Raw genomic sequence first — 21,219 nt, forward strand, 5'->3', positions numbered from 1 at the left:
CAGGCGGGGAAACAGCGGGTTTGCATGGATATACGGGGTTTGCGCATGGACCGTCGGCGGTTAGTCTGAACGAATCCAGCATAGCATTTCCACCGGCCGCGCTGACAAAGGAAGCTGAATGAGAAATCCCGTGGTCGCCCTGTTCTTGGGCATCCTGATTGGCGTGGGCGGGCTCTATTTCATGTTGCCCTATGATGCGGCGGCCGTTCTGGCTGGGCGCGGCGCAGCGCCAGTTGCGACCGCGGAAGTCGAGCCGGGGGACGAGCTTGCGGGAGCTGGGGAAACCCTGCTGCGAGTCCGGCAACGCGGATTTCTGCGCTGTGGCGTCAGTCAGGGACTTGCCGGCTTTTCCAGCCCCGACGAACGGGGGCGCTGGTCCGGCATTGACGTTGACTATTGCCGCGCGCTTGCGGCCGCGATTTTCGGCGACGGTGAGAAGGTGCGCTTTCGTCCGCTCTCGGCCAAGGATCGTTTCACGGCGCTTCAATCCGGCGAAGTCGACATTCTTTCGCGGAACACGACATGGACCATGTCGCGCGACACGCAGCTCGGTTTCGACTTTGCCGGTGTCATTTACTACGATGGGCAGGCCTTCATGGTACGGAAGGATTCCGGCATCACCAATGCGCGGCAACTGGCCGGCGCGACGATCTGCACACAAACCGGCACCACGACGGAGCTGAATCTGGCCGACTATTTTCGCGGGCGCGGCCTTGAATATCGTGTGCTTTCGTTCGAAAAGAACGACGAGGCGATCAGTGCATACGATCAAGGGCGTTGCGACGGGTACACGACCGACGCCTCCGGCCTGTATGCCGAAAGGCTGAAGATGCAGCGCCCGCAAGACAATGTCGTGCTTCCGGAAATCATATCAAAGGAACCTCTCGGACCCGTTGTCAGGCAGGGTGACCCGCAATGGGCCGATATCGCGCGGTGGACGCTTGCCGCCTTGCTCAATGCCGAGGAACTGGGCATCACTTCGGGGAATATTGAAGACATGAGGGAAAGCGAGAATCCGCTGGTTCGCCGCCTTCTTGGTACGGAGGGGGCTTATGGCGCGTCGGTCGGGCTTGGGCCCGATTGGGTTGTCGATATCGTTCGCGCCGTCGGTAATTACGGGGAGATCTTCGAGCGGAATGTAGGCGTCGATACGCCGCTCGGCATCGAACGCGGCCTGAACGCGCTCTGGACCGACGGCGGCGTCATGTACGCGCCGCCGATTCGCTGACGACGATGCGCGAGGGGGGCGGGCAAGGAATGCAGAAACCAGTCAAACGTGGATCGGGTATGGGGTTCAGCTGGTACAACCCCCGCTTGCGCTCGATTGTCTATCAGGCTGGCGTGCTGGCTGCCGTCATTCTGATTATCTGGTTTTTTGCCACGACGGCGCAGCAGAATCTTGCACGTCTCAATATTTCTACCGGCTTCGGCTTTCTGGAAACGACGGCCGGATTCGGTGTCATCCAGACGCTTATCCCCTATACGGAGCAATCGAGTTACGGACGCGCGTTTCTCGTCGGCTTGCTCAACACGCTTGTCGTTGCTGTTATCGGCATTGTTCTTTCGACGCTGCTCGGGTTTGTTGTTGGCGTTGCCCGGTTGTCACGCAACTGGCTGCTGGCGAAGATTGCCGCCGGCTATGTCGAGCTGATGCGAAACATTCCGCTGCTGCTTCAGCTCTTCTTCTGGTATTTTGCGGTGCTGCGGCCTTTGCCCGGGCCAGCCGACAGCCTGGAGGCGCTGCCGGGCGTGTTTCTGAGCAATCGTGGCCTGATCCTGCCGGACCCCGTACCCGATGCCGGGGCTGGCCTGTTCTTCGGTGCGCTTGCGGTTGCTCTTGCGGCAGGCATTGTGCTGGTGCGCTGGGCGCGAATGCGGCAAAAGGCAACGGGGCAATTGTTTCCGGCATGGCGTGTTGCCGGCGCTCTCGTTGTCGTTCTGCCGGCCTTGGCATGGGCGATCGGAGGGACACCGTTCCATCTCGAATACGCGACGCGCGGCGATTTCGATTTCAGCGGTGGTTTACGCCTACTGCCGGAGTTTGTCGCTCTCGTTCTCGGACTGACGCTCTATACCGCGGCATTTATCGGCGAGATCGTTCGAGCCGGTATCCTGTCCGTCGATCGCGGGCAGGGCGAAGCGGCTGCCGCACTGGGTCTCAAGGACAGCACGACGCTGCGGCTGGTGGCCATCCCGCAAGCGCTGCGTCTCATCGTCCCGCCGCTGACCAGTCAAATTCTCAATCTGACCAAGAATTCGTCGCTGGCAGTGGCCATCGCGTATCCCGATCTCGTTGCAGTGTTCGCCGGAACGGTACTCAACCAGACGGGCCAGGCCATCGAGGTCATCGCCATCACCATGGCCGTTTATCTGACCCTCAGTCTTTCCACGTCGCTCGCAATGAACTGGTACAATGCGCGTGTCGCGCTCAAGGAACGATAGGTCATGAGCGCCATCGACATCATCCGTCCGCCCCAGCGATCCAGATCGGTGCTTGCCTGGCTCCGGCGCAATCTCTTTTCGAGTATTGGCAATAGCGTTCTGACGCTCGTTGCCATCTACCTTCTCTGGCTCACCGTGCCGCCGCTTGTCAATTTTGCAATTCTTGATGCAGTTTGGACCGGCGAGACGCGCGAGGCCTGTCTCGGCGAGGGCAAGGGCGCCTGCTGGCCGCTGGTATGGGCCAATTTCGACCAGTTCGTTTATGGCCGCTATCCAGCATCGGAAATCTGGCGGGTCAATGTCGTCTTCGCGCTGGGGTTCATCGCGCTGGTGCCCATGCTCATTCCGTCGGCCCCGGCCAAGCGGTTCAATCTGATCTTTCTGTTGATCGTCTATCCATTGATCGCCCTTGTTCTGCTGGCGGGCGATCGCCCGGGCCTTCCGCCGGTTCCGACCAGCGAGTGGGGCGGATTGCTTGTCACGCTGGTTGTCGCTGTGACGGGTATCATCGTGTCTTTGCCGCTCGGAATCGTGCTGGCGCTTGGCAGACGTTCATCGATGCCGGCCATTCGAACACTCTCGATCGTCTTCATTGAGTTCTGGCGCGGCGTTCCACTTGTCACGGTGCTGTTCATGGCGAGCGTCATGTTGCCACTGTTTCTGCCGGAGGGAATGAGCCCCGACAATCTGCTGCGCTGTCTGGTCGGGGTTGCGCTGTTCTCTTCTGCCTATATGGCCGAGGTGGTTCGCGGGGGGCTTCAAGCCGTACCGGCGGGACAGTATGAAGCGGCGCGCGCAGCCGGACTCAGCTATTGGCAGACAATGGGGCTTGTCGTTCTGCCGCAGGCGCTGCGGCATGTTATTCCCGGCATCGTCAATACCTTCATAGGTCTTTTCAAGGATACGACACTGGTCCTGATCGTCGGTATCTTCGATCTTCTCGGCCAGGTCAGAGCGCAGCTTGCCGATCCGACATGGACCGTGCCGCAGGGCGCGTTGACCGGCTATCTGTTCGCGGGAATCGTTTTCTGGATCTTCTGTTTCGGCATGTCGCAATATTCAAGTTTCATGGAGCGTCGGCTCAGCGCCGGGCGCGGCCGTTAGGAGGACTTCATGGCAGCGGATGCCGCAACGGCGATGCGCATATCGGACAAGGTCATGATTGAAATGTCCGGTGTCCACAAATGGTTCGGCGATTTTCACGTTCTCAAGAACATCAACCTTATGGTGCGGGAGGGTGAACGAATTGTCATTGCCGGCCCTTCCGGATCTGGAAAATCGACATTGATCCGCTGCATCAATCATCTCGAAACGCATGATGCCGGGAAGATTGTCATCGACGGTATCGAGCTGACGGAAGATCTCAAACGGATCGACGAGGTCCGGCGCGAGGTCGGCATGGTCTTCCAGCAGTTCAACCTGTTCCCGCATATGACGGTTCTCGAAAACTGCACCCTGGCGCCACTCTGGGTACGAAAGATGCCGGAACGGGATGCGCGCGACATGGCGATGAAGTTTCTCGAACGAGTGCGTATTCCGGAGCAGGCCGACAAATATCCGGGTCAACTTTCGGGCGGCCAGCAACAGCGTGTCGCAATCGCGCGGTCACTATGCATGAATCCGAAGATCATGCTCTTCGACGAACCGACCTCTGCGCTCGACCCGGAGATGATCAAGGAGGTTCTCGACGTGATGGTCGAACTCGCGCAGGAGGGCATGACAATGCTGTGTGTCACGCACGAGATGGGCTTTGCGCGCGAGGTCGCCAATCGTGTCGTCTTCATGGATGAGGGAGAAATTATCGAGGAGGCGCCGCCAGCGGAATTTTTCAGCAATCCGAAGAACGAACGAACCAAGATGTTTCTGGCACAGGTACTGGCGCATTAGTCGCCGGCCGTCAGTCCAGTTCCTCAAGTTCGACTTCTTCCTGCGCATAGGGCGCGAAGCCGTGACGCTGGTAAAGGGGCAGGGCGCGGGGGTGGTCGAGCGTACAGGTCTGCACGATCAGGCGTTTTGGATGGCGAGCCCAGGCGAGGACGATTGCTTCACACAAGAGAAATCGTCCTAGGCCCCTTCCGATATACTCAGGCATCACGCCGAGAAAGGAAAGTTCGGCGCGCTCATGATTCCGGAAATCGAGTTCGATGAAGCCGGCCGGGGTGCCGCTGCAATAGAGCACATAGATTTCGACTTCATCGTCGTGGATGATGGCAGCAAGTGCGTCGTCGGAGAGCCGCTTGCGATTGACCCAGACATATTCCCGGCCGATTGCGTCATAAAGGTAGCGATAGAAGTGGACCGGCATCCGCTCGGCGCGCATCAGCGCATATTTTCCAAGCGGGCGTGGTGCCGGCGGGAGCTTCGGCTCCGCCAGCATTTCCAGATGCGTGACGACAGTCTTGTGTCTCTTTCCCAAACGCCCCTCTTGCGTCATACCTCGGCGGGCAGATCCGTGATGGCGCCCCATTCGGCCCATGAGCCATCATAGACCGCGACCTGCGGCTTGCCGAGTACGGCGAGGCCCAGAGCAAGAATGGCGGCGGTCACGCCCGAACCACAGGTTGTGACGACCGGTGCGGAAAGGTCGATTCCTGCCCCCTTGAACAGATCGCGGAGTTCGTCAGGTTTCTTGATCGTACCGTCCGCCGAAACCAGTTCCGATGCCGGCAGGTTGAAACTGCCGGGAATGTGGCCGCTGCGCAGTCCTGGACGCGGCTCGGGTTCCACGCCCTGGAACCGGCCAGCGCTTCGTGCGTCGAGCACCTGCTCTACACATGTATCGAGATTGCCCAACATCTGTTGGCGATCCCGGATCAATCCGGTGTTGCGTCGTGCCGTGAAGTGGCAGGTGCAATGACGGGGCGTTGTGTCGTCGAGCGGGCGTCCCTCGCTTTTCCACTTCGGGAGGCCACCATCGAGGACGACGACGTCGTCATGTCCCATCACGCGAAACATCCACCAGACCCGTGCGGCGCTGAACAGGCCGGCGCCGTCATAAACGACAATGCGATTGCCGTCGCCAAGTCCAAGTGCGCGGACGCGCGACGCGAACTTTTCCGGTGCGGGCAACATGTGCGGATAAGGGCTTTCGAGATCGCAGATTTCATCGATATCGAAAAACACGGCGCCTGGAATGTGTTCGCGCTGGTACTCGGCGCGCGGATCGCGCTGCGCCTGCGGCAAATACCAGGAGGCATCGACGATCCGGACATCCGGTGCGGCGAGATGGGCGGTGAGCCAGTCGGTCGTCACGAGCGGCGAGGCGGGGACAGACATTCATCGACTCCTTGCGTTCCGGCCCGGCTGTTTTTTCAAAGCCAATCCGGAACAGGCAAACCCTTTTCCCTCAGGAAGTCCGGATTGAACATCTTGCTCTGATAGCGCGTTCCGTAGTCGCAAAGGATGGTGACAATCGTATGACCGGGACCCATCTGTCTTGCGAGCCGGATCGCGCCCGCGGCATTGATGCCGCTTGAGCCGCCAAGACAGAGTCCTTCTTCCTTCAGGAGGCCAAAGGCAATGGGCAGCGCCTCCGCATCGGGTATCTGGAACGCCTCATCGATCGGTGCATCCACAAGATTGGCCGTTATGCGTCCCTGGCCGATGCCTTCGGTGATCGACGTGCCTTCCGCCTTCAGTTCCCCGTGCTTGTAGAAGTTATAGAGCGCTGCCCCCATCGGATCGGCGAGACCGATCACGACATTCTTGTTCCGGGCCTTGAGCGCCATGCCCACCCCGGCAAGCGTTCCGCCTGTGCCGACGGCGCAGATAAAGCCGTCTACCTTGCCGTCTGTCTGACGCCATATTTCGGGACCGGTGGTTTCGATATGGGCAAGCCTGTTTGCCACATTGTCGAACTGGTTGGCCCAGATGGCGCCGTTCGGTTCCTTTGCGGCCAACTCCTCGGCAAGGCGACCCGAATACTTGACGTAGTTGTTCGGGTCCTTGTAGGGCACCGCCGGCACCTCGATAAGCCGGGCGCCGCAGAGCCTCAGCATGTCCTTCTTTTCCTGCGACTGGGTTTCGGGAATGACAATGACACTCTTGAATCCAAGCGCATTCCCGACCAGCGCGAGACCGATGCCAGTATTGCCTGCCGTACCTTCGACAATCGTGCCACCCGGTTTCAATGTGCCACGCTTGACGGCATCCTGGATGATGTAAAGCGCTGCACGATCCTTGACCGATTGTCCGGGGTTGAGGAACTCGGCCTTCCCGAGAATCTCGCATCCGGTCTCCTCCGAGGCGCGCCTCAGGCGCAACAGCGGCGTGTTGCCGATCGAGTCGACCAGTCCGTTCTTTATTTCCATGAGGCTTGAGGCTTTGCTGTTCGGTGGCAAGGGAACTGGAACATACGGAGGGGGCGGGTGCTGTTCAAGGTCGAAGGATTGCTGTTTTTCCTCACCTTATCCGTGATTTGTTCAGAATAAGCCATTGAATCATAAGTGTTGTCTTCGCGTCCACAATGCGCCCATCTTGCGTGGCGGCATGGGCGTCGGCCAGCGGCACGACGACAGCGCGTATGTCTTCCTGTTCCTCCGCCAGTCCGTGGAGCCCGCCGACGTCCGAGAGATCGGCTGGCGCTGCATAGAGATATGACCGTTCGCCATAGCCGCCGGGCGAGGACCAGACGGTCGAAATGTGGATGGGGATGCCGATCCTGCAGTCGGCCTCTTCGCGCGCCTCGCGGGCAGCGACGTCAGGGGGCGTTTCGCCTACGTCGATGATTCCGGCTACCGCTTCGAAGAGCCAGGTTGCCTCACCCCAAACGAGACCGCAGGCGCGGAACTGCTCGATCAGAAGAACGGCGTCGAGCGCGGGATCGAAGGGTAATACCATCGCCACTTCGCCGATCGTGTAGATGTCGCGGGTCACATCTCCGGACCAGGCGCCGTCGAAACGCCGGTGACGAAATACGAGACGCTCGAGCCTGCCCCAGCCGCGGCCGATCAATTCACGAGAGCGAATTTCGACGTCAGCGAGGCGGCGCGGTGTCGGTATGAGGCGTTCGTCCATAAGAAAGGCTCCAGACTGCCGAAACGCGCAATCTAGCAGCCGCACTCAGGGTCGGGCGAGCGTCACTTGCGTTACGTCGATATTGCCGGAGCGGAAACCAGCTTCGCAATAGGAGAGGTAATACTCCCACATGCGACGGAAACGTTCGTCGAAGCCCTGGCGCTGGATATCCGGCCACGCGGTGCGGAAGCGCTCGCGCCACTGACGCAACGTCTCGGCGTAGTCGAGGCCGAATTCGAGATTGCCGGCCCAGGTCAGCCCGGCGCGCTGGACCTGTTGTTTGAGGACCGATGGCGAAGGCAGCATCCCGCCCGGAAAGATGTAGCGCTGGATGAAGTCCGCCCGTTTTCTGTAAGCCGCAAAGGAACGGTCGGCGATGGTAATGATCTGCAGGCCGGCCTGACCGCCGGGCTTCAGGCAGTTTCGTATCTTGTCGAAATAGGCGGGCCAGTATTCCTCGCCGACGGCTTCGAACATCTCGATCGAGGCGATGCGGTCGAAGCGTTCATCGACGTCGCGATAATCCTGGTAGCGAATCTCGACCCTGTCATCGAGGCCTTTTCTGGCCATCCGTTCACGCGCAAATGCAAGCTGCTCCTTGCTGATCGTAATGCCGGTCACACGACAGCCGATTTCGCCTGCGGCGTATTCGGCAAAGCCGCCCCAGCCACTTCCGATTTCCAGCAGATGATGTTCGGGGCCAAGGCCGATGCGTTCGGCGAGCGAGCGGTACTTGTTGATCTGTGCGTCCGAAAGATCTTGATCCTTATGCGCGAAGCGCGCCGATGAATAGGTCATGGTCGGGTCGAGCCAGCGGCGGTAGAAGCTGTTGCCGAGGTCGTAGTGGTATTCGATATTGCGCTTCGAACCGCTTTTTGAGTTGCGGCGCAGCAAATGACCCAGTCGTGCCACGAAACGGAAGACCGGATTGCCGGTCAGCTTTTCCTGCAGGGCATCGGCATTGCCGAGAAAGAACTCGAGAAAGGCTGTTACGTTGGGGCTGTCCCACATGCCATCGAGAAAGGCTTCGGCAGCACCCAGGTCGCCGCTGGCGAAGAACCGACGGGCCAGACTGAAGTCGCGAATGACCATGACGGCATCGCTGCCCGGTTCGGCACCCTTGAAGCGCAACCGGCGACCGTCCGGCAAAATCACGGTCAGGGAGCCGCAGCGGACTCGAAGCAGCAGCCTGAACGCAACGCGGGCCAGGCGAGGGATGCCAGTGAGCAGGGCCAGATTGGCAGGAGTGGCATCGATCACAGCCTGTTGCGCGGCCGGTTCCGCCGTCGCAGGGGCATCGTGCGCGTCGTTGCGGTCGATAAGTGGCACGTCCTGCATTGCTGCGAGACCTCCTCCTTCATTCAGCCGTTGCGGGGCAGTATAGGCGATGTCCGGGAAACACCCAACGTTTCCCGGTGTGGTGAATACGGCAGGGGTGGGGGAGCGGTTCAGTCTGCAGAGGCGCTTTCGGTCGCCCGGCCACAAAAAAAGGCCGGCGACCAGACGGGTCCGCGGCCTCTATTGCGTCTCGGTTTCGAAGTGGCTCCCCGGGCCGGATTCGAACCAGCGACCAATCGGTTAACAGCCGATTGCTCTACCACTGAGCTACCGGGGATCACATCGAAATGGCCCGGTTGGGGCCGCCGATGAGCGCTGCATATAGCAAAGACATTTCGCCCATGCCAGCCAAATGTCTTGTTACTGCCACCTTTTCCCCTTATCTGCCCGGAGGGGCGGGTTGCCGGGAGGGGCTCTCGCAAACCTCTCGGAGAGAGCAGTCGGACATGGCCGCCGTACGTTTGGGCAACAGGAAGTTCAGGGTCCCCGGGACCCCTATCGTTCGAATCGTCGTGGGAGTCATCCTTATTATCGGCGGCGTTTTCGGCTTTCTGCCCATGCTGGGCTTCTGGATGCTGCCGCTCGGTGTGGTTGTATTGTCGGTCGATCTCCACCCGGTTCGCCGCTTCCGGCGGCGTGTCGAGGTCTGGTGGGGTCGCCGCCGGCGGCGCAGGCGTGCCGAGCGCCGGGCGGCGCCGACGCGGCAACTACCTTCCTCAGTCGATCCCAAGTGAACGAATCGGGCGGGCCAGTGCAAACGGCAAGCCGCTCAGCAGCGCTTGCAGCATCCGCCGATCCTGATACTCGCCATTGAGCGACAGACGCGGCAAGTTGCAGGGCGTTTCCGCATGACGGGGCATGATCAGACCCTTGCGTGTCGTCGTGGCCGAACGGAAGCCGAGCATCGCGGCGCGGGCGAAATCGGCTTCGCCAGCGGATGACGGATCGCCATAGGGATAGGAGAAGTGGCGCGGGCGATAGCCCAGTTCATCCTCCATCCGCTTCATGCCTTCCTCGATATCCGCTATGGCGCGCTGGTCGGAAAGACCGGCTTGTGCAAAATGCGCTGCCGTGTGTGCCTCAATGCCTGCAAGCGGATGCGCAGCCAGCTTGCGAACCTCGTCCCAGTTCATGGCCAGTTCGCGCGTCAGCGCCGGCATGTCCAAGCCGTGCTCGGCGGCGAGGCGGCGGATTTCGGCGCGGAGGACGTCCTCCGGCAGGGCGCGCAAAGCCCAGTAGATCCTGTTCCAGGCGGCCGTCTTCTCACCGGCATCGCGGGTGAACATGGCGATCTCGCCATCAGGCAGCATGACGCGAATGGCGATGGCGGCGGCGATGATGCGCTCAAGTGCGACCCACCATATTTCGGCGGTACCATCGGGTAGACCGGTCGTCAGATAAACCGTGAACGGAACGTCGTGGCGTTCGAACACCGGCAGCGCGTCGGTCAGATTGTCGCGATAGCCGTCATCAAGGGTGAAGACCGCGAAACGCTCCGAGCGGTCTCCCTCGATCAGCCGGGTCACTGCCTCGTCGAGGCCGAGACAGACATAACCGAGTTCGCGGACCAGTTCGATCGCCTCGGCCAGAAAGCCGGGCGTGATCTCGAGCAGGCGATTGGGCGCAAAATCGGTGTCGTCGGGTTCGCGCACGCGGTGGAGCATGAAGATGACACCGATCCCGGCCATGGATGCCGGCGCAAGGCGTGCTGCGCCACTCGCCTGAATGGCCAGCAGGAGGCGACCCATTGCGGTCGGCCTTTGTCGAAACTCCGATTGCAGCCTGGTCATTCCTGAAACCTGTGAGAGGGCCGGCGAAGTGGCATTCTGGCGCGGAAAGGTTAACGGGATTCGACTAGCACGGCCCTTGCAGTTCGATGGGCAAGGCAGGAATGAGCGTCCGGAATCGAGAAAAACAGGGCGGCCTGCTGATCGGAAAGACCAAAGAACAGCATGGCGAGGCCCCCCATGACGCCGCTGAAGAGAATGCATGCCGCCAGCGCCGGCATGTCGATCAAACCTGAGAGCGAAGCGCAGGAATCCGCGCAAATTCTGACAGGACCGTGGCGTGAAAATCCCGCTGCGGCACCCGAGGTGCGGCTTTCGGTTCACCAGGAATTCGAACCGCTGAAGGCGGTCTGGCAGGAACTCGAGCAGTCGGGCGACTGCACGCCGTTCCAGACCTATGTCTGGCTCACAGCATGGCAGCGCCATATCGGGACAAGGCAGGGCGTCCGGCCCGCGATTGTCGTCGGATGGGACACGTCAGGGAACGCCCTCTTCATCCTGCCGCTGGCGATCCGGATCGGATTTTTCTGCAACCGGCTTTCCTGGCTTGGCGGCGATCTCTGCGATTATCAGGCTCCCCTTCTTTCGAAGAAATTCCCGGCGCAGGTCGGATCTGACCGGTTTGCCGCGCTCTGGACCCGGATACGCGGATTGCTGCCGGCCCACCACATCGTGTCGCTGGAGCGCATGCCCGAACAGGTCGGCGCGCAGCCCAATCCGTTCATGGCGCTCGACGGAGTTCGCCCCCATGCCTGCTTTGCCCACAAGACGATCCTCAAATCCGATTGGGAAAGCTATTACGGCGAGAAGCGTTCATCGGCGAGCCGCAAGCGAGACAAGCAGAAGCGCCGCAAGACCGAGGAGCTCGGTGCCGTGACGCTTGTCACGCCCGATACGGCCGAGGCGCGGCTGCAGGCGCTCGATGTGCTGATGGCCCAGAAGTCGGTCGCCTTTGCCCGGATGGGTGTCGCCAATCTCTTCGACAAGGCGGGCTACCGTGACTTCTATCGCGATCTGGCGGCCAGCACGGAAGCGGCCGACATGATTCACGTCTGCTATCTCGATGTCGGCGGCAAGGTTGCGGCCGCAAACTGGGGCGTCAGCTTTGCTGGGCGCTACTCCTATGTGCTGGCCAGCTACGACGAGACGGCCGAAACGGCCAAATACGGCCCGGGGGTGATCCAGTTGATGGAGCTGATGGCACATGCCACGGCGACCGGTCATGACGAGTTCGATTTCACCATCGGCGACGAAGCCTACAAGGAGCAATGGTGCGAGGTGGAAGTTCGCCTCCATGACCATAGGGAGCCCAGCAGCCTGCTGGGCTGGGTCGGCCTTGGCCCTGAAATCGCCTATGCGGCGGTTAAACGTTTCATCAAGCAGAGCCCGCTACTTTGGCCCAGGTTCATCCGGATGCGCGCCATGGCCGCCAAGTGGCACGTTATCGGGGCCTGAGGGCTTTCTTGATGCATGTTAACGCACTCCCGCGACCGTTGCGGCGGATCGGCGAGGCCATCGCCGCGAGGCTTGACGACGGACATCTGGCTGGCGTCGTTCGCGGCGCCGCGTTCGTGATGGGCATACGGGTGGCCGGGGCAGCCATTGCGCTTCTCAGTCAGGTTCTGTTGGCCCGCTGGATGGGCGTCTACGAGTACGGCATCTTCGCCTATGTCTGGGTCTGGGTCATCGTGCTCGGCATCGTCGTGCCGATGGGATTCGGTACCTCGGTGCTGCGTTTCGTGCCCGAATACCGCGCCAGATCGAAATGGCGCCGCATGTCGGGGATGTTGACGGCGTCCTTCTATATTGTGCTTGCGATCGGTCTCGTGACCGCACTTGTCGGCACCGGAATTCTCTGGGCGGCGCGCGGTCATATCGAGAGCTATTACCTCCTTCCGCTTGTCGTTGCACTTCTGTGCGTTCCGGCCTTCGCGTTGATGGACTGGCAGGAAGGCGTCGCCCGCGCATTCGGCTGGGTCAATCTCGCCTATATACCGGCCTATATCGTTCGTCCGCTGGCAATTGTTGTATTTGCCGGCGCCATTCTGCTGTTCTCCGGCACGCCGACCGGCCTGCAGGTCACGCTGGCCGCTCTGGCCGCCACCGTGCTGACGCTGGTCGGTCAAAGGTTGCTGTTGATCCGCCGTGTCGCGCAAACGGTTCCGAACGCGCGGCCAGTTTTTCACGTCCGGCACTGGGTTGCGGTTTCAGCGCCATTGGTCCTGGTCGAGGGGCTTTTCCTGATCCTGATCAACACCGACATCGTGCTGCTCGGTTACTTTGTCGATCCGGACGAGATCGGCGTCTATTTCGCCGTGACGCGCATCGCCAATCTGATGGCCTTCATCTGCTTTGCCCTGTCGGCGCTGGCGGTTCCCAAATTTGCCGAGCTTCACGCCGCCGGCAAGCATGATGAACTGCAGACCTTCATGCATGGCGTTATCCAGTGGATATTCTGGCCGACACTTGCGGCGGGCCTCTTCCTGCTGTTGGTCGGCGAGTTTGCGCTTGATCTCTTCGGTGCAGGATTCGCTGCGGGCTATCCGGTGCTGGGGCTGCTGATGCTTGGATTTCTGGCGCGCGCCGCCACCGGGCCGATCGAGTACCTGCTCAACATGACCGGCAATCAGAATGCGACCGCCTTCGCGTATTGCTGTGCTGCGGTGCTGAACATCGCGCTCAATCTGATGCTTGTGCCGCGTTTCGGTCTGATGGGTGCGGGAGCATCGACGGCGATCTCGATTGTTTTCGCAACGGGATGGCTCGCCATCATCGTGAAGCGCCGTCTGGGCATCACGGCGTTTGTATTCGCCGGCTATCGGCATCGCCTGTTCGCTGCTGCCTGACAGCTCGGAGAAAGACCATGACAGATATCCGGCAACACGGCTTTCACCCCGGCTTCGGGCATGCCGGTAGCTTGGCTGCCGCGCCGCTATCGGTCGAGGTGCTCAGCCATGCCGCGCGTTATGCCTACGACCGCCCGCCTTCGGTCGACATCGTTGTCCTGGAAAGCGCCGACGCGATGACCCCTTATCTCGACAGCATCGACGCGCTGGCGCGTTCATCGACCGACACCAATCCGCAATTCGAGAGTGTGACCCTTGCGGCGTCGATGGAGCACCTTCAGAACGGCGGCACGACCCGCATTGCCCTTGTATGGAGTGAGCCCGGTAGTGACGGCCGCCGCTTGCTTCTCGGCGTATTCCCCTATCAGGCTGCGAGATGGCATTTCGGAGTACCGCTGCCTGTGTGGTCGATCTGGGAGCATATTCACAGCTATTCGGCAACGCCGCTGGTGCGCACCGGGCATGAACATCATGCGGTGCGGCGCTTTCTCGGATTTGCCGACCAATCGGGCGCCGCACTTGTGCGATTTCCGCTTTTCGAGGCTGGCGGCGCATTCGATGCGGCTCTTGAAGACATATTGGCCGAGCGTGAACTGGGCTTTCGCGAAACCGATCGCCATGAACGGGCCTTTCTGCAGTCAGATCTTTCCGAGGAAGCCTATCTGTCGACGCATATCCGCAAGAAGAAGCGAAAGGAATTTGCGCGGTTGTGGAACCGCCTTTCGGAGCAGGGCCGGCTTGAACTCTCTGTTCATGATGGCGGTACCGATCCAGAAAAATGGGTTCAGCGTTTCCTGACGCTTGAAGCGGGCGGATGGAAAGGAAGGCGCGGTACGGCATTGAAGATGCGCCCCGGCGAACGGGCCTGGTTCGAGACCGTCTGCGCGGGCGCGCGCGCGCAGGACAAGCTCGTCTGCACCGAATTGACGCTCGACGGCCGGCCGATCGCCATGCTGACCAGTTTTCGGGGCGGCGAGGGGCTCTATACGTTCAAGATCGCTTTCGAGGAGACCTACGCGAAATACTCGCCTGGAACCTTGTTGATGCTGAAAGGCATAGGCGCCTTTCTGAGTGACGGACGAACCCGATGGGTCGATTCCTGCGCCGTACCCGGCCATCCGATGATCGATCACATATGGGCACAGCGCCGCACGATGCGGAGCCTGTCGGTTGCGACACGCCATCGTGCAAGCCCGATGATGCTTTCCTGGAGCGCGGCGATGACGCGTCTGGCTGAAACAATCCGAGGCCGTTTGCGCCTTCTCTACAACAGGTTTCGCAAGGAGATTGAAAATGACCAGGCTCATTGAAATCGAACAGGGAACCGTCACGTCATCGCTGCCGGAAGCAAGCTTTCGGGTTCGCCATCATCTGGCCGAACATCCCTTGTTCCGGCTGGAGCGGTTGGCGGAGCTGGCCGCGTCCCTGCCGGCCGACCAGATCGAATTCAACGGGCCGGTCGATCCGAACCAGGACCCGGATATGACGCCGTCCAACGGAATGACGCCGGAAGAGACCGTGCGGCGCATCGAAGATGCAAGATCATGGCTGGTCATCAAGAACGCCGAGACCGATCCGGCATACAAGGCGCTGCTTGACGCATGTCTCGATCAGGTGGCGCAGCAGACCGATGGCCTGATGGGTGCAGCCCTCGACCGGCAGGCGTTTATCTTCGTGACGTCGCCGGGCAATGTGACGCCGTTCCATTCGGATCCGGAGCAGAACTTTCTGTTGCAGATTCGCGGGTCGAAACGGATGTCATTGTTCGATCACCGCGATCGGGCGGTCGTGAGCGCGGCCGACTCGGAACTGTTCCCGGGAAAGCATCGCAATCTGCCATATCGCGACGACTTCGAAGCGAAGGCAACGCATCAGCACATCGAACCAGGCGAAGGTATCTTCGTGCCGATCTTCGATCCGCATTGGGTGAAGAACGGCGATGCGGTCTCGATTTCGTTTTCGATCACGTGGCAGACCCAGGAGACGCGGCGTCTGGTCAAGCTGTCCTATGTCAATGCCGTCCTGCGCCGCTTCGGATGGCCGCAAGCGCCGGCTGGCAACAACGAGACCTGGGACTGGGTGAAAATCGCAGCGTATCAGGCACTACGCCCGCTCTACGATGCGGTCAAGAAGCTGGTTGGCGACCGGTGCAAGGCGCTGGCGATCTTTCTCGGCCGCAAGGCCGGGCAGGCGACCGCCTGATCGAAGGAGCAACCTATCGCAGGGCGAGACGGCGGCGCGGTGCGCGGACCGGATATTCCTCGATGACTGTATCGGTGTAACGGCGATAGCGCCGGAGGTCGACGCGCGTCAGCAGGATTCCGACCCGCCGGCTGCTGGCCGCCGACAGCATTTTCAGGACACGAGCCACGACATGGCGGCTGGTCGACGACCAGCGCACGATGAGCACAGTTATATCCGCCAGATTTGTCAGAACCTGCGCATCGGCCGCAGCCATCGCGGCGGGTGAATCGATAATCACATAATCGTAGGTCTGCTGCAGGGCCGAAAGGACCCATTGCATCTGTTGCGAGGCGAGGGCGGCGGTCGGATTGGCAAGCGGCGCGCCGGCCTGCAGGAAATGCGCCGGGCTGCCTGGCTCCTGCCGGATAACATGCTGGAAGGCCGCGCGGCCGGTCAGGAGCTCCGACAGACCCGGGCAGGGCGCGGCGCCGAGCGCGACGTGCAGGGATGGAGCCCGCATGTCGGCGTCGATCACGAGCGTGCGGTGCCCACCGAGTGCAAAAACGCGGGCAAGGCTTGCGGCCGTCGAAGTCTTGCCTTCACCTGCGACAGAAGAGGTGATGAGTACGGTGCGCGCGCGCCGATTGCCGATGCGGGCCATCAGGACGTTACCCTGCAGGGCGCGGATCGACTCCGCATATAGACCGTTGGGATTGCGAAGCAGATCGGCAGCCGGCAGGCCCGATCCGGAGCGACGGTCGAGTTCGGGGGCCAATCCGAGGAAGGGCATGCCCGTCACGCGTTCGATCTGTTCGCCGATCCGGAAGCCGCGGGCAAAGACTTCGACAAGGAAAACGACAAGGAACGACAGGAGCAACCCGGCGGCGGCGCCGAGCATCAAGGCCGGTCCGCTGCGCGGCGATGTCGGTTCGGTTGGCTGCTGGGCGCGGGACACGATGCGGGCATTGGCAGCCTGTGCGTCGGCGTCGGCGCGAGCCTTTGCCTCCTCGTGGCGACGGAGGAAGGATTCAAGGAGCGCGCGGTTGGTTTCGGCTTCGCGCTGCAATGCGCGGAGCTTCACTTCGTCCTGGTTGAGCTGGGCCGTTCGCCGTTGCGCCCGATTGAGATTGTCGCGCAGCGCGGCAACCCGGGCGTTGGCGACGCGGGCCTCATTCTCGAGGGCTTCGATGACCTTGTAGACTTCCTTTTCGATCTGCAGCTCGAGATCGGCGAGGTTGGCTTCCGACTCCATCATCCGCGGATGAGTTGGCAGCAGCGTTTCCGACATTTGCGCGATCTGGGCGCGAAGGGCAACTTCCTGCTGGCGCAGATTCTGGATCAGGGGCGACTGCAGCACTTCGGCTGCCGAGTTGACCGCGTTGCCGGAGGCGACGAGGTTGCGCGCATTGGAGAGCCTGGCCTGTGCAGCGGCGCGATCGGCTTCGGCCACCGAGAGCTGGCTGTTCAGATCCGTCAACTGCTGCTGCGGCACGGTCGATCCATTGGTCAGAAAGAGGCCGGCGGCGGTTCGGAAATCCTCGACGGCAGCCTCCGATTCCTGGACCTTGACGCGCAGTTCTTCGATCTGCTGCGCCAGCCAGCGTGTTGCTTCGGTGTTGACGCCGGCTTTCTCCTCGATCTGCTGGGCGATGTAGAGTTCGGCCAGCCGGTTGGGAATGGCCGACGCCATGCGGGGATCGACGGATGTGAAGACAATGGCGATGACGCGCGAGCCGGACTTCTGGAAGACCTCAAGCCGCCCCAGCACCTGATCTGTGATTTCCTCGATATCGGTAGTTCGTTCGCCCTCCTGCATACCGAGGGCGATGGCGATGCGGCCGAAGAGCCCGGGTTGACGCAAGGCCGGGTTGAATTCGGGACTGGCGCCCAGGCCGAGATCCTGGATCAATCGCGCAATCAGACGACGCGAGGTCATCACCTGAATTTCGCTTTGCAGGGTTTCGGCGTCGGGCAGTGGGCCTTGGATTTCGGTGTCGAATGTCGAGATCTCGCCAGCGCGGGGCGAGAGCATGACGCGCGTTTCGACCGTGTAGGTCGGGGTTGCGGTCGCAACCCAGAAGAGGACCAGCGACATGAAGCCGATAAAGACCACAGCAACGATTTCCTTGCGCGCCCAGATGCCGCGCAGGATGTCCCAGGGGGAAACCTCTCCGGCCGCACCGTCGCCGGGTGAACCGCGGCGCCGGTCGCCGAAAGTCACAGCTTGGTTCATGTGAGTGTTGGTCATCAATTCCGCCGTCGGGTACGTGCACCCGTCTTTGCGTCACGTGCGAAAGCTGGTGAGTACGCCAATTTGAGCAATCTGCAGTAGACGGCTTTTGGGTAACGGAAGATTTAACGGGAAACCATCAGCGTGGTGCGAAACCGGCATTCGCCGGGCGTTTTCAAGCATCTGTCGGCCGGATGCCGGGCCGGTGATTGCGAAAAATTAACCGTTCCGGCGCTACTGTCCGGCAGGACAAGTCGGTCGAGAGAAACGTGCGTATGAAAGCCGGGTTTACAGCCGTTCTGGTGCTGCTCTGCGTGAGCCTTGCGGCTTGCACGCGCTACGGCGTGGTCGAGCAGCGGCCGGTGACCAGCGAATTTGACGCCTATCGGCTCGATACGGGCGATCAGCTGCGTGTAACGGTCTTCGGACAGGCCGATCTCAGCGGCGATTTTACAGTCGATGGAAATGGCGCGATTTCGATGCCATTGCTGCCGCCGATCGTGGCACGCGGTTTGACGACCGAGGAGTTCGAAGGCGTGGTCGCCGCCGAACTCGGCCGGCGTCTTCTTCGAAACCCCAATGTCAGCGCGCAGGTCATGCAGTTCCGGCCGTTCTTCATTCTCGGCGAAGTGCAGAATGCCGGTCAGTACCCCTATGTCAACGGCATGACGGTCCAGAGCGCCGCCGCGATCGCGGGTGGCTACACCTACCGTGCCAATGAAAATCGAATCCGGATCACGCGAAATCTGGGCGATCGCATCGTCGAGATCAATGTCGACAGCAAGGCGCTCGTCATGCCTGGCGATACCATTCTTGTCAGGGAGCGGTATTTCTGATGCCGGTGTCGATACCGAGCCGAACGGTCAAGCCGACCAGGGTGCTGCATGTGATGAGGCTGCCGATGGGCGGCCTTTTCCGTCATGTTCATGACCTCGTTGCAGGGCAGCAGGCGGCAGGCATTGCAGCTGGCGTCGTCTGCGCCACGCCACCGAACGACGGCGTTTCTGCGGCAAGGATTGCGACGCTTGAAGCGCGCTGTGGACTTGGACTGCATGTCGTACCGATGAGCCGGTTGCCGGGTTTTGGCGATCTCTCCAACATGCGCGAGGTCGGCGCGCTGATCGCACGCCTGCAACCTGATGTCATTCACGGCCACGGCGCGAAGGGCGGCCTGCTGGCCAGGCTGGTCCCTGCCGGCAAGGATGCCGTTCGGATCTACACGCCGCATGGCGGCACGCTTCATTACAGCGGTCTGACGCCGCACGGATTTGCGTTTCTGGCTGCAGAGCGGCTGATGCGCGGTCGGACAGACGGTTTCATTTTCGAATCCGAGTTCAGCCGGACGTCTTTCATCGCCAAGGTCGGGAAGCCGGGTGCGGCGACTGCCGTTATTCACAATGGTCTGGCCAGGGATGAGTTCCTGCCGGTCGGTCATGCCGATGGTGCCGCGGATTTCCTGTTCATCGGCGAATTGCGCATGCTTAAGGGCGTGTCGACCCTCATCGAGGCCATGCGATTGCTGGGCCGGCCGGCGCATCTGATCATTGTCGGCGAAGGGCCGGACCGCGCGCATTTCGAAACGCTGGCGCAATCCCTGCCGCCCGTCAGCAAGGTCAGCTTTCTCGGCGCCATGCCGGCTCGGGCGGCATTCCGGCTTGCCAGGGTCGTCGTCATGCCCTCGTGGAACGAGTCGCTTCCCTATGTCGCGCTTGAGGCTGCTGCGGCCGGCGTACCGCTTGTTGCAACCCGCGTCGGTGGCGTCCCCGAGATCTTCGGCAGCGAGGCCCATCGGCTCGTTCCGGCGGGTGATGCGACGGCCCTTTCGCGAGCGCTTGCAGGAACCTTGGCAGAGCCCGGCGCGATCTCGGCGTCGGCCATGCGCCTTCAGGCGCGTGTTGCGCGGATGTTCTCGGTGACCGAAATGGTCTCGGCGGTGAACGGCTTTTACGGCCGGATCGTTGAGGCGAAACGAGCGCGCCTTGCGCCGGCGGGCGACCTGCCATTGATCGAGGGCGCCGGCAGCCGCTACACAGGCGCGGGACAATGAGCGTCGAGGGTTGGCAGATCGATACCGCGCCGCGCCGGCTTGCGGTACCGTCGTCGTTTTCCGCCGTCCGGCTTGGCGAGTGGCTCGTGGTTCTCGTGCTGCTGGTCAGCTTCTATGTCCGCTCCGAAAAGGGCATGGACCAGCCGACACCCTACGACATGCTGATGGTTGCGACGGTCGGACTGATGTTTCTGTTCGGCCTCAGGTTTCCACGTGGATTGGGGTGGCCGGCTGCGCTCTGGGGACTCGTGCTCATCGGATACGGCATCGGGGCGATGGGGGCGCTCTACATGGAAAAAGTGCAGCCGGCGATGATCGTTTCGATCTATCTGATCGGCAGCTTCTTGTTCTTCGCATCGTTCGTATATGCCGACCCCGTGCGGCGGCTGGGTTTGATATTCTGGGCCTATACGGCAGCGGCCTGTCTGGCTGCAGCTCTGGGCGTGGGTGCTTATTTCGGCATTGTTCCGAATGCGGAGATGTTTCTGGTCTATGGGCGCGCCACCGGCACCTTCAACGATCCCAATGTATTCGGGCCCTTTCTGGTGGCGCCGATCCTTTTCCTCGGCATGAAGCTCAGTACGGCGCAACGACTCCGTTCGCTCTGGATGCTGCTGCCGCTCGGGCTTCTGGTAACGGCGGTGCTGCTCAGCTTCTCGCGCGGTGCCTGGGGCAACCTGCTTCTGTCCGCGACGGTCTTTGTCGTTCTGACACTGGCGAATGCACGGTCGCCGCAACAGACATTCCGGCTGGTCGGATTCGCGGCGATGATGGCCCTGCTGATGACGATCGTCGTCGCGGTTGCACTTTCAAGCCCGAGGGTGTCGGCGTTGTTCGAACAGCGTGCCTCTCTGACACAGGACTACGACATCGATCCGGAGCATGGGCGCTTCGAAAGTCAGGTGCGGGCCTTTTCCATGGTTCTCGAAAAGCCTTTGGGCGTCGGTCCGGCCCAATGGGCCATGATCAACAATCTCGACACGCATAATGTCTATCTGCACGTTCTGGTCGCCGGCGGCTTCCTCTCCGGTCTGGCGTTTGTCGCCTTTGTGACGATGTCAGTGGCAAGGGGGTGGCGCGCTGCCTCGGTGCCAGGTCCGCAACAAGGCATGCTGATCGTCGCCTGTGCGGCCCTGGTTGGGCATTTTGTCGAGGGCGTCATCATCGACATCGACAGCTGGCGACATCTCTATCTGCTGCTGGGTATGGTCTGGGGGGCGGCGCTTGCTGCCGAGAACCGGAAGCTTGACGGCGATTCATCGCCGGCCCGGGCAACTGCGGAAACCTGGGGCTGAAATCTGCCGGCCGGCCGTGCTTGCCGCTCTGCCT

19 protein-coding genes and 1 tRNA gene are annotated in these 21,219 nt (G+C 61.3%); 12 read left to right on the forward strand and 8 right to left on the reverse strand.

Going from position 1 to position 21,219, the window contains the following annotated elements:
- The first annotated feature begins 118 nt into the window (after positions 1–118).
- From AAC071_RS13135 to AAC071_RS13150, 4 genes are read left to right on the forward strand one after another with little or no spacing between them, the layout of a single operon-like run.
- Positions 119–1,228: an amino acid ABC transporter substrate-binding protein gene (locus tag AAC071_RS13135; RefSeq protein ID WP_339833153.1), complete on the forward strand. Its 1,110-nt coding sequence runs from the start codon at positions 119–121 to the stop codon at positions 1,226–1,228.
- 29 nt (positions 1,229–1,257) lie between these two features.
- The gene (locus tag AAC071_RS13140) at positions 1,258–2,442 is read left to right on the forward strand and encodes an amino acid ABC transporter permease (RefSeq protein WP_339833154.1); all 1,185 of its coding nucleotides are present in this window, start codon (positions 1,258–1,260) and stop codon (positions 2,440–2,442) included.
- Between the two features lie 3 nt (positions 2,443–2,445).
- Positions 2,446–3,546, forward strand: a complete 1,101-nt coding sequence (locus AAC071_RS13145) for an amino acid ABC transporter permease (protein ID WP_339833156.1) — start codon at positions 2,446–2,448, stop codon at positions 3,544–3,546.
- A 9-nt stretch (positions 3,547–3,555) separates the two neighbouring features.
- Positions 3,556–4,329: an amino acid ABC transporter ATP-binding protein gene (locus AAC071_RS13150; protein ID WP_339833158.1), complete on the forward strand. Its 774-nt coding sequence runs from the start codon at positions 3,556–3,558 to the stop codon at positions 4,327–4,329.
- A gap of 10 nt (positions 4,330–4,339) precedes the next feature.
- Here the strand turns inward: AAC071_RS13150 and AAC071_RS13155 are convergent, their stop codons facing one another.
- The 6 genes from AAC071_RS13155 to AAC071_RS13180 all read right to left on the reverse strand — a co-directional run bounded on the left by AAC071_RS13155 (position 4,340) and on the right by AAC071_RS13180 (position 9,073).
- Complete coding sequence (locus AAC071_RS13155; RefSeq protein ID WP_339833160.1) at positions 4,340–4,858, reverse strand: GNAT family N-acetyltransferase; 519 nt, start codon at positions 4,856–4,858, stop codon at positions 4,340–4,342.
- 14 nt (positions 4,859–4,872) lie between these two features.
- A complete protein-coding gene (gene sseA, locus AAC071_RS13160) occupies positions 4,873–5,718 on the reverse strand; it encodes a 3-mercaptopyruvate sulfurtransferase (protein WP_339833161.1) in 846 nt (281 codons plus the stop codon).
- A gap of 35 nt (positions 5,719–5,753) precedes the next feature.
- Positions 5,754–6,752 (reverse strand): cysteine synthase A, encoded by a 999-nt coding sequence (locus AAC071_RS13165; protein WP_339833163.1) that lies wholly within the window; start codon positions 6,750–6,752, stop codon positions 5,754–5,756.
- Between the two features lie 91 nt (positions 6,753–6,843).
- Positions 6,844–7,458 (reverse strand): NUDIX domain-containing protein, encoded by a 615-nt coding sequence (locus tag AAC071_RS13170; RefSeq protein ID WP_339833165.1) that lies wholly within the window; start codon positions 7,456–7,458, stop codon positions 6,844–6,846.
- Positions 7,459–7,503: 45 nt separating this feature from the next.
- Complete coding sequence (locus AAC071_RS13175; RefSeq protein ID WP_339833166.1) at positions 7,504–8,796, reverse strand: cyclopropane-fatty-acyl-phospholipid synthase family protein; 1,293 nt, start codon at positions 8,794–8,796, stop codon at positions 7,504–7,506.
- A 202-nt stretch (positions 8,797–8,998) separates the two neighbouring features.
- Positions 8,999–9,073: transfer RNA gene (locus tag AAC071_RS13180), tRNA-Asn, on the reverse strand.
- A gap of 235 nt (positions 9,074–9,308) precedes the next feature.
- On the opposite strand from AAC071_RS13180, the gene AAC071_RS13185 reads away from it, so the two are divergent.
- Positions 9,309–9,530, forward strand: coding sequence for a hypothetical protein (locus AAC071_RS13185; protein ID WP_339833167.1), 222 nt, complete (start codon positions 9,309–9,311; stop codon positions 9,528–9,530).
- Here the strand turns inward: AAC071_RS13185 and AAC071_RS13190 are convergent.
- Positions 9,513–10,544, reverse strand: coding sequence for a polysaccharide deacetylase family protein (locus tag AAC071_RS13190; protein ID WP_339833168.1), 1,032 nt, complete (start codon positions 10,542–10,544; stop codon positions 9,513–9,515). The genes AAC071_RS13185 and AAC071_RS13190 overlap by 18 nt on opposite strands.
- A gap of 204 nt (positions 10,545–10,748) precedes the next feature.
- Here AAC071_RS13190 and AAC071_RS13195 point away from each other — a divergent pair, with 204 nt between their 5' ends.
- The 4 genes from AAC071_RS13195 to AAC071_RS13210 are packed head-to-tail and all read left to right on the forward strand — an operon-like array spanning position 10,749 to position 15,631.
- Positions 10,749–12,038, forward strand: coding sequence for a GNAT family N-acetyltransferase (locus AAC071_RS13195; RefSeq protein WP_339833169.1), 1,290 nt, complete (start codon positions 10,749–10,751; stop codon positions 12,036–12,038).
- An 11-nt stretch (positions 12,039–12,049) separates the two neighbouring features.
- Positions 12,050–13,429: a polysaccharide biosynthesis C-terminal domain-containing protein gene (locus AAC071_RS13200; RefSeq protein ID WP_339833170.1), complete on the forward strand. Its 1,380-nt coding sequence runs from the start codon at positions 12,050–12,052 to the stop codon at positions 13,427–13,429.
- A 17-nt stretch (positions 13,430–13,446) separates the two neighbouring features.
- On the forward strand, positions 13,447–14,739 hold the full coding sequence (locus AAC071_RS13205) for a GNAT family N-acetyltransferase (protein WP_339833171.1): 1,293 nt from the start codon (positions 13,447–13,449) through the stop codon (positions 14,737–14,739).
- On the forward strand, positions 14,723–15,631 hold the full coding sequence (locus AAC071_RS13210) for a cupin-like domain-containing protein (protein WP_339833173.1): 909 nt from the start codon (positions 14,723–14,725) through the stop codon (positions 15,629–15,631). The genes AAC071_RS13205 and AAC071_RS13210 overlap by 17 nt, the downstream gene beginning before the upstream one ends.
- Before the next feature lie 13 nt (positions 15,632–15,644).
- On the opposite strand, the gene AAC071_RS13215 is transcribed toward AAC071_RS13210, so the two are convergent.
- A complete protein-coding gene (locus AAC071_RS13215) occupies positions 15,645–17,861 on the reverse strand; it encodes a polysaccharide biosynthesis tyrosine autokinase (protein ID WP_339833175.1) in 2,217 nt (738 codons plus the stop codon).
- 257 nt (positions 17,862–18,118) lie between these two features.
- Here AAC071_RS13215 and AAC071_RS13220 point away from each other — a divergent pair, with 257 nt between their 5' ends.
- From AAC071_RS13220 to AAC071_RS13230, 3 genes are read left to right on the forward strand one after another with little or no spacing between them, the layout of a single operon-like run.
- Positions 18,119–18,679 carry a polysaccharide biosynthesis/export family protein gene (locus tag AAC071_RS13220; protein ID WP_339833177.1) on the forward strand — a complete coding sequence of 187 codons (561 nt, stop codon included), beginning with the start codon at positions 18,119–18,121 and terminating at the stop codon, positions 18,677–18,679.
- The gene (locus tag AAC071_RS13225) at positions 18,679–19,890 is read left to right on the forward strand and encodes a glycosyltransferase family 4 protein (protein ID WP_339833179.1); all 1,212 of its coding nucleotides are present in this window, start codon (positions 18,679–18,681) and stop codon (positions 19,888–19,890) included. The genes AAC071_RS13220 and AAC071_RS13225 overlap by 1 nt, the downstream gene beginning before the upstream one ends.
- On the forward strand, positions 19,887–21,185 hold the full coding sequence (locus AAC071_RS13230; protein WP_339833183.1) for an O-antigen ligase family protein: 1,299 nt from the start codon (positions 19,887–19,889) through the stop codon (positions 21,183–21,185). The genes AAC071_RS13225 and AAC071_RS13230 overlap by 4 nt, the downstream gene beginning before the upstream one ends.
- Positions 21,186–21,219: the final 34 nt, after the last annotated feature.

Source organism: uncultured Parvibaculum sp., assembly GCF_963975745.1.
GTDB lineage: Bacteria > Pseudomonadota > Alphaproteobacteria > Parvibaculales > Parvibaculaceae > Parvibaculum.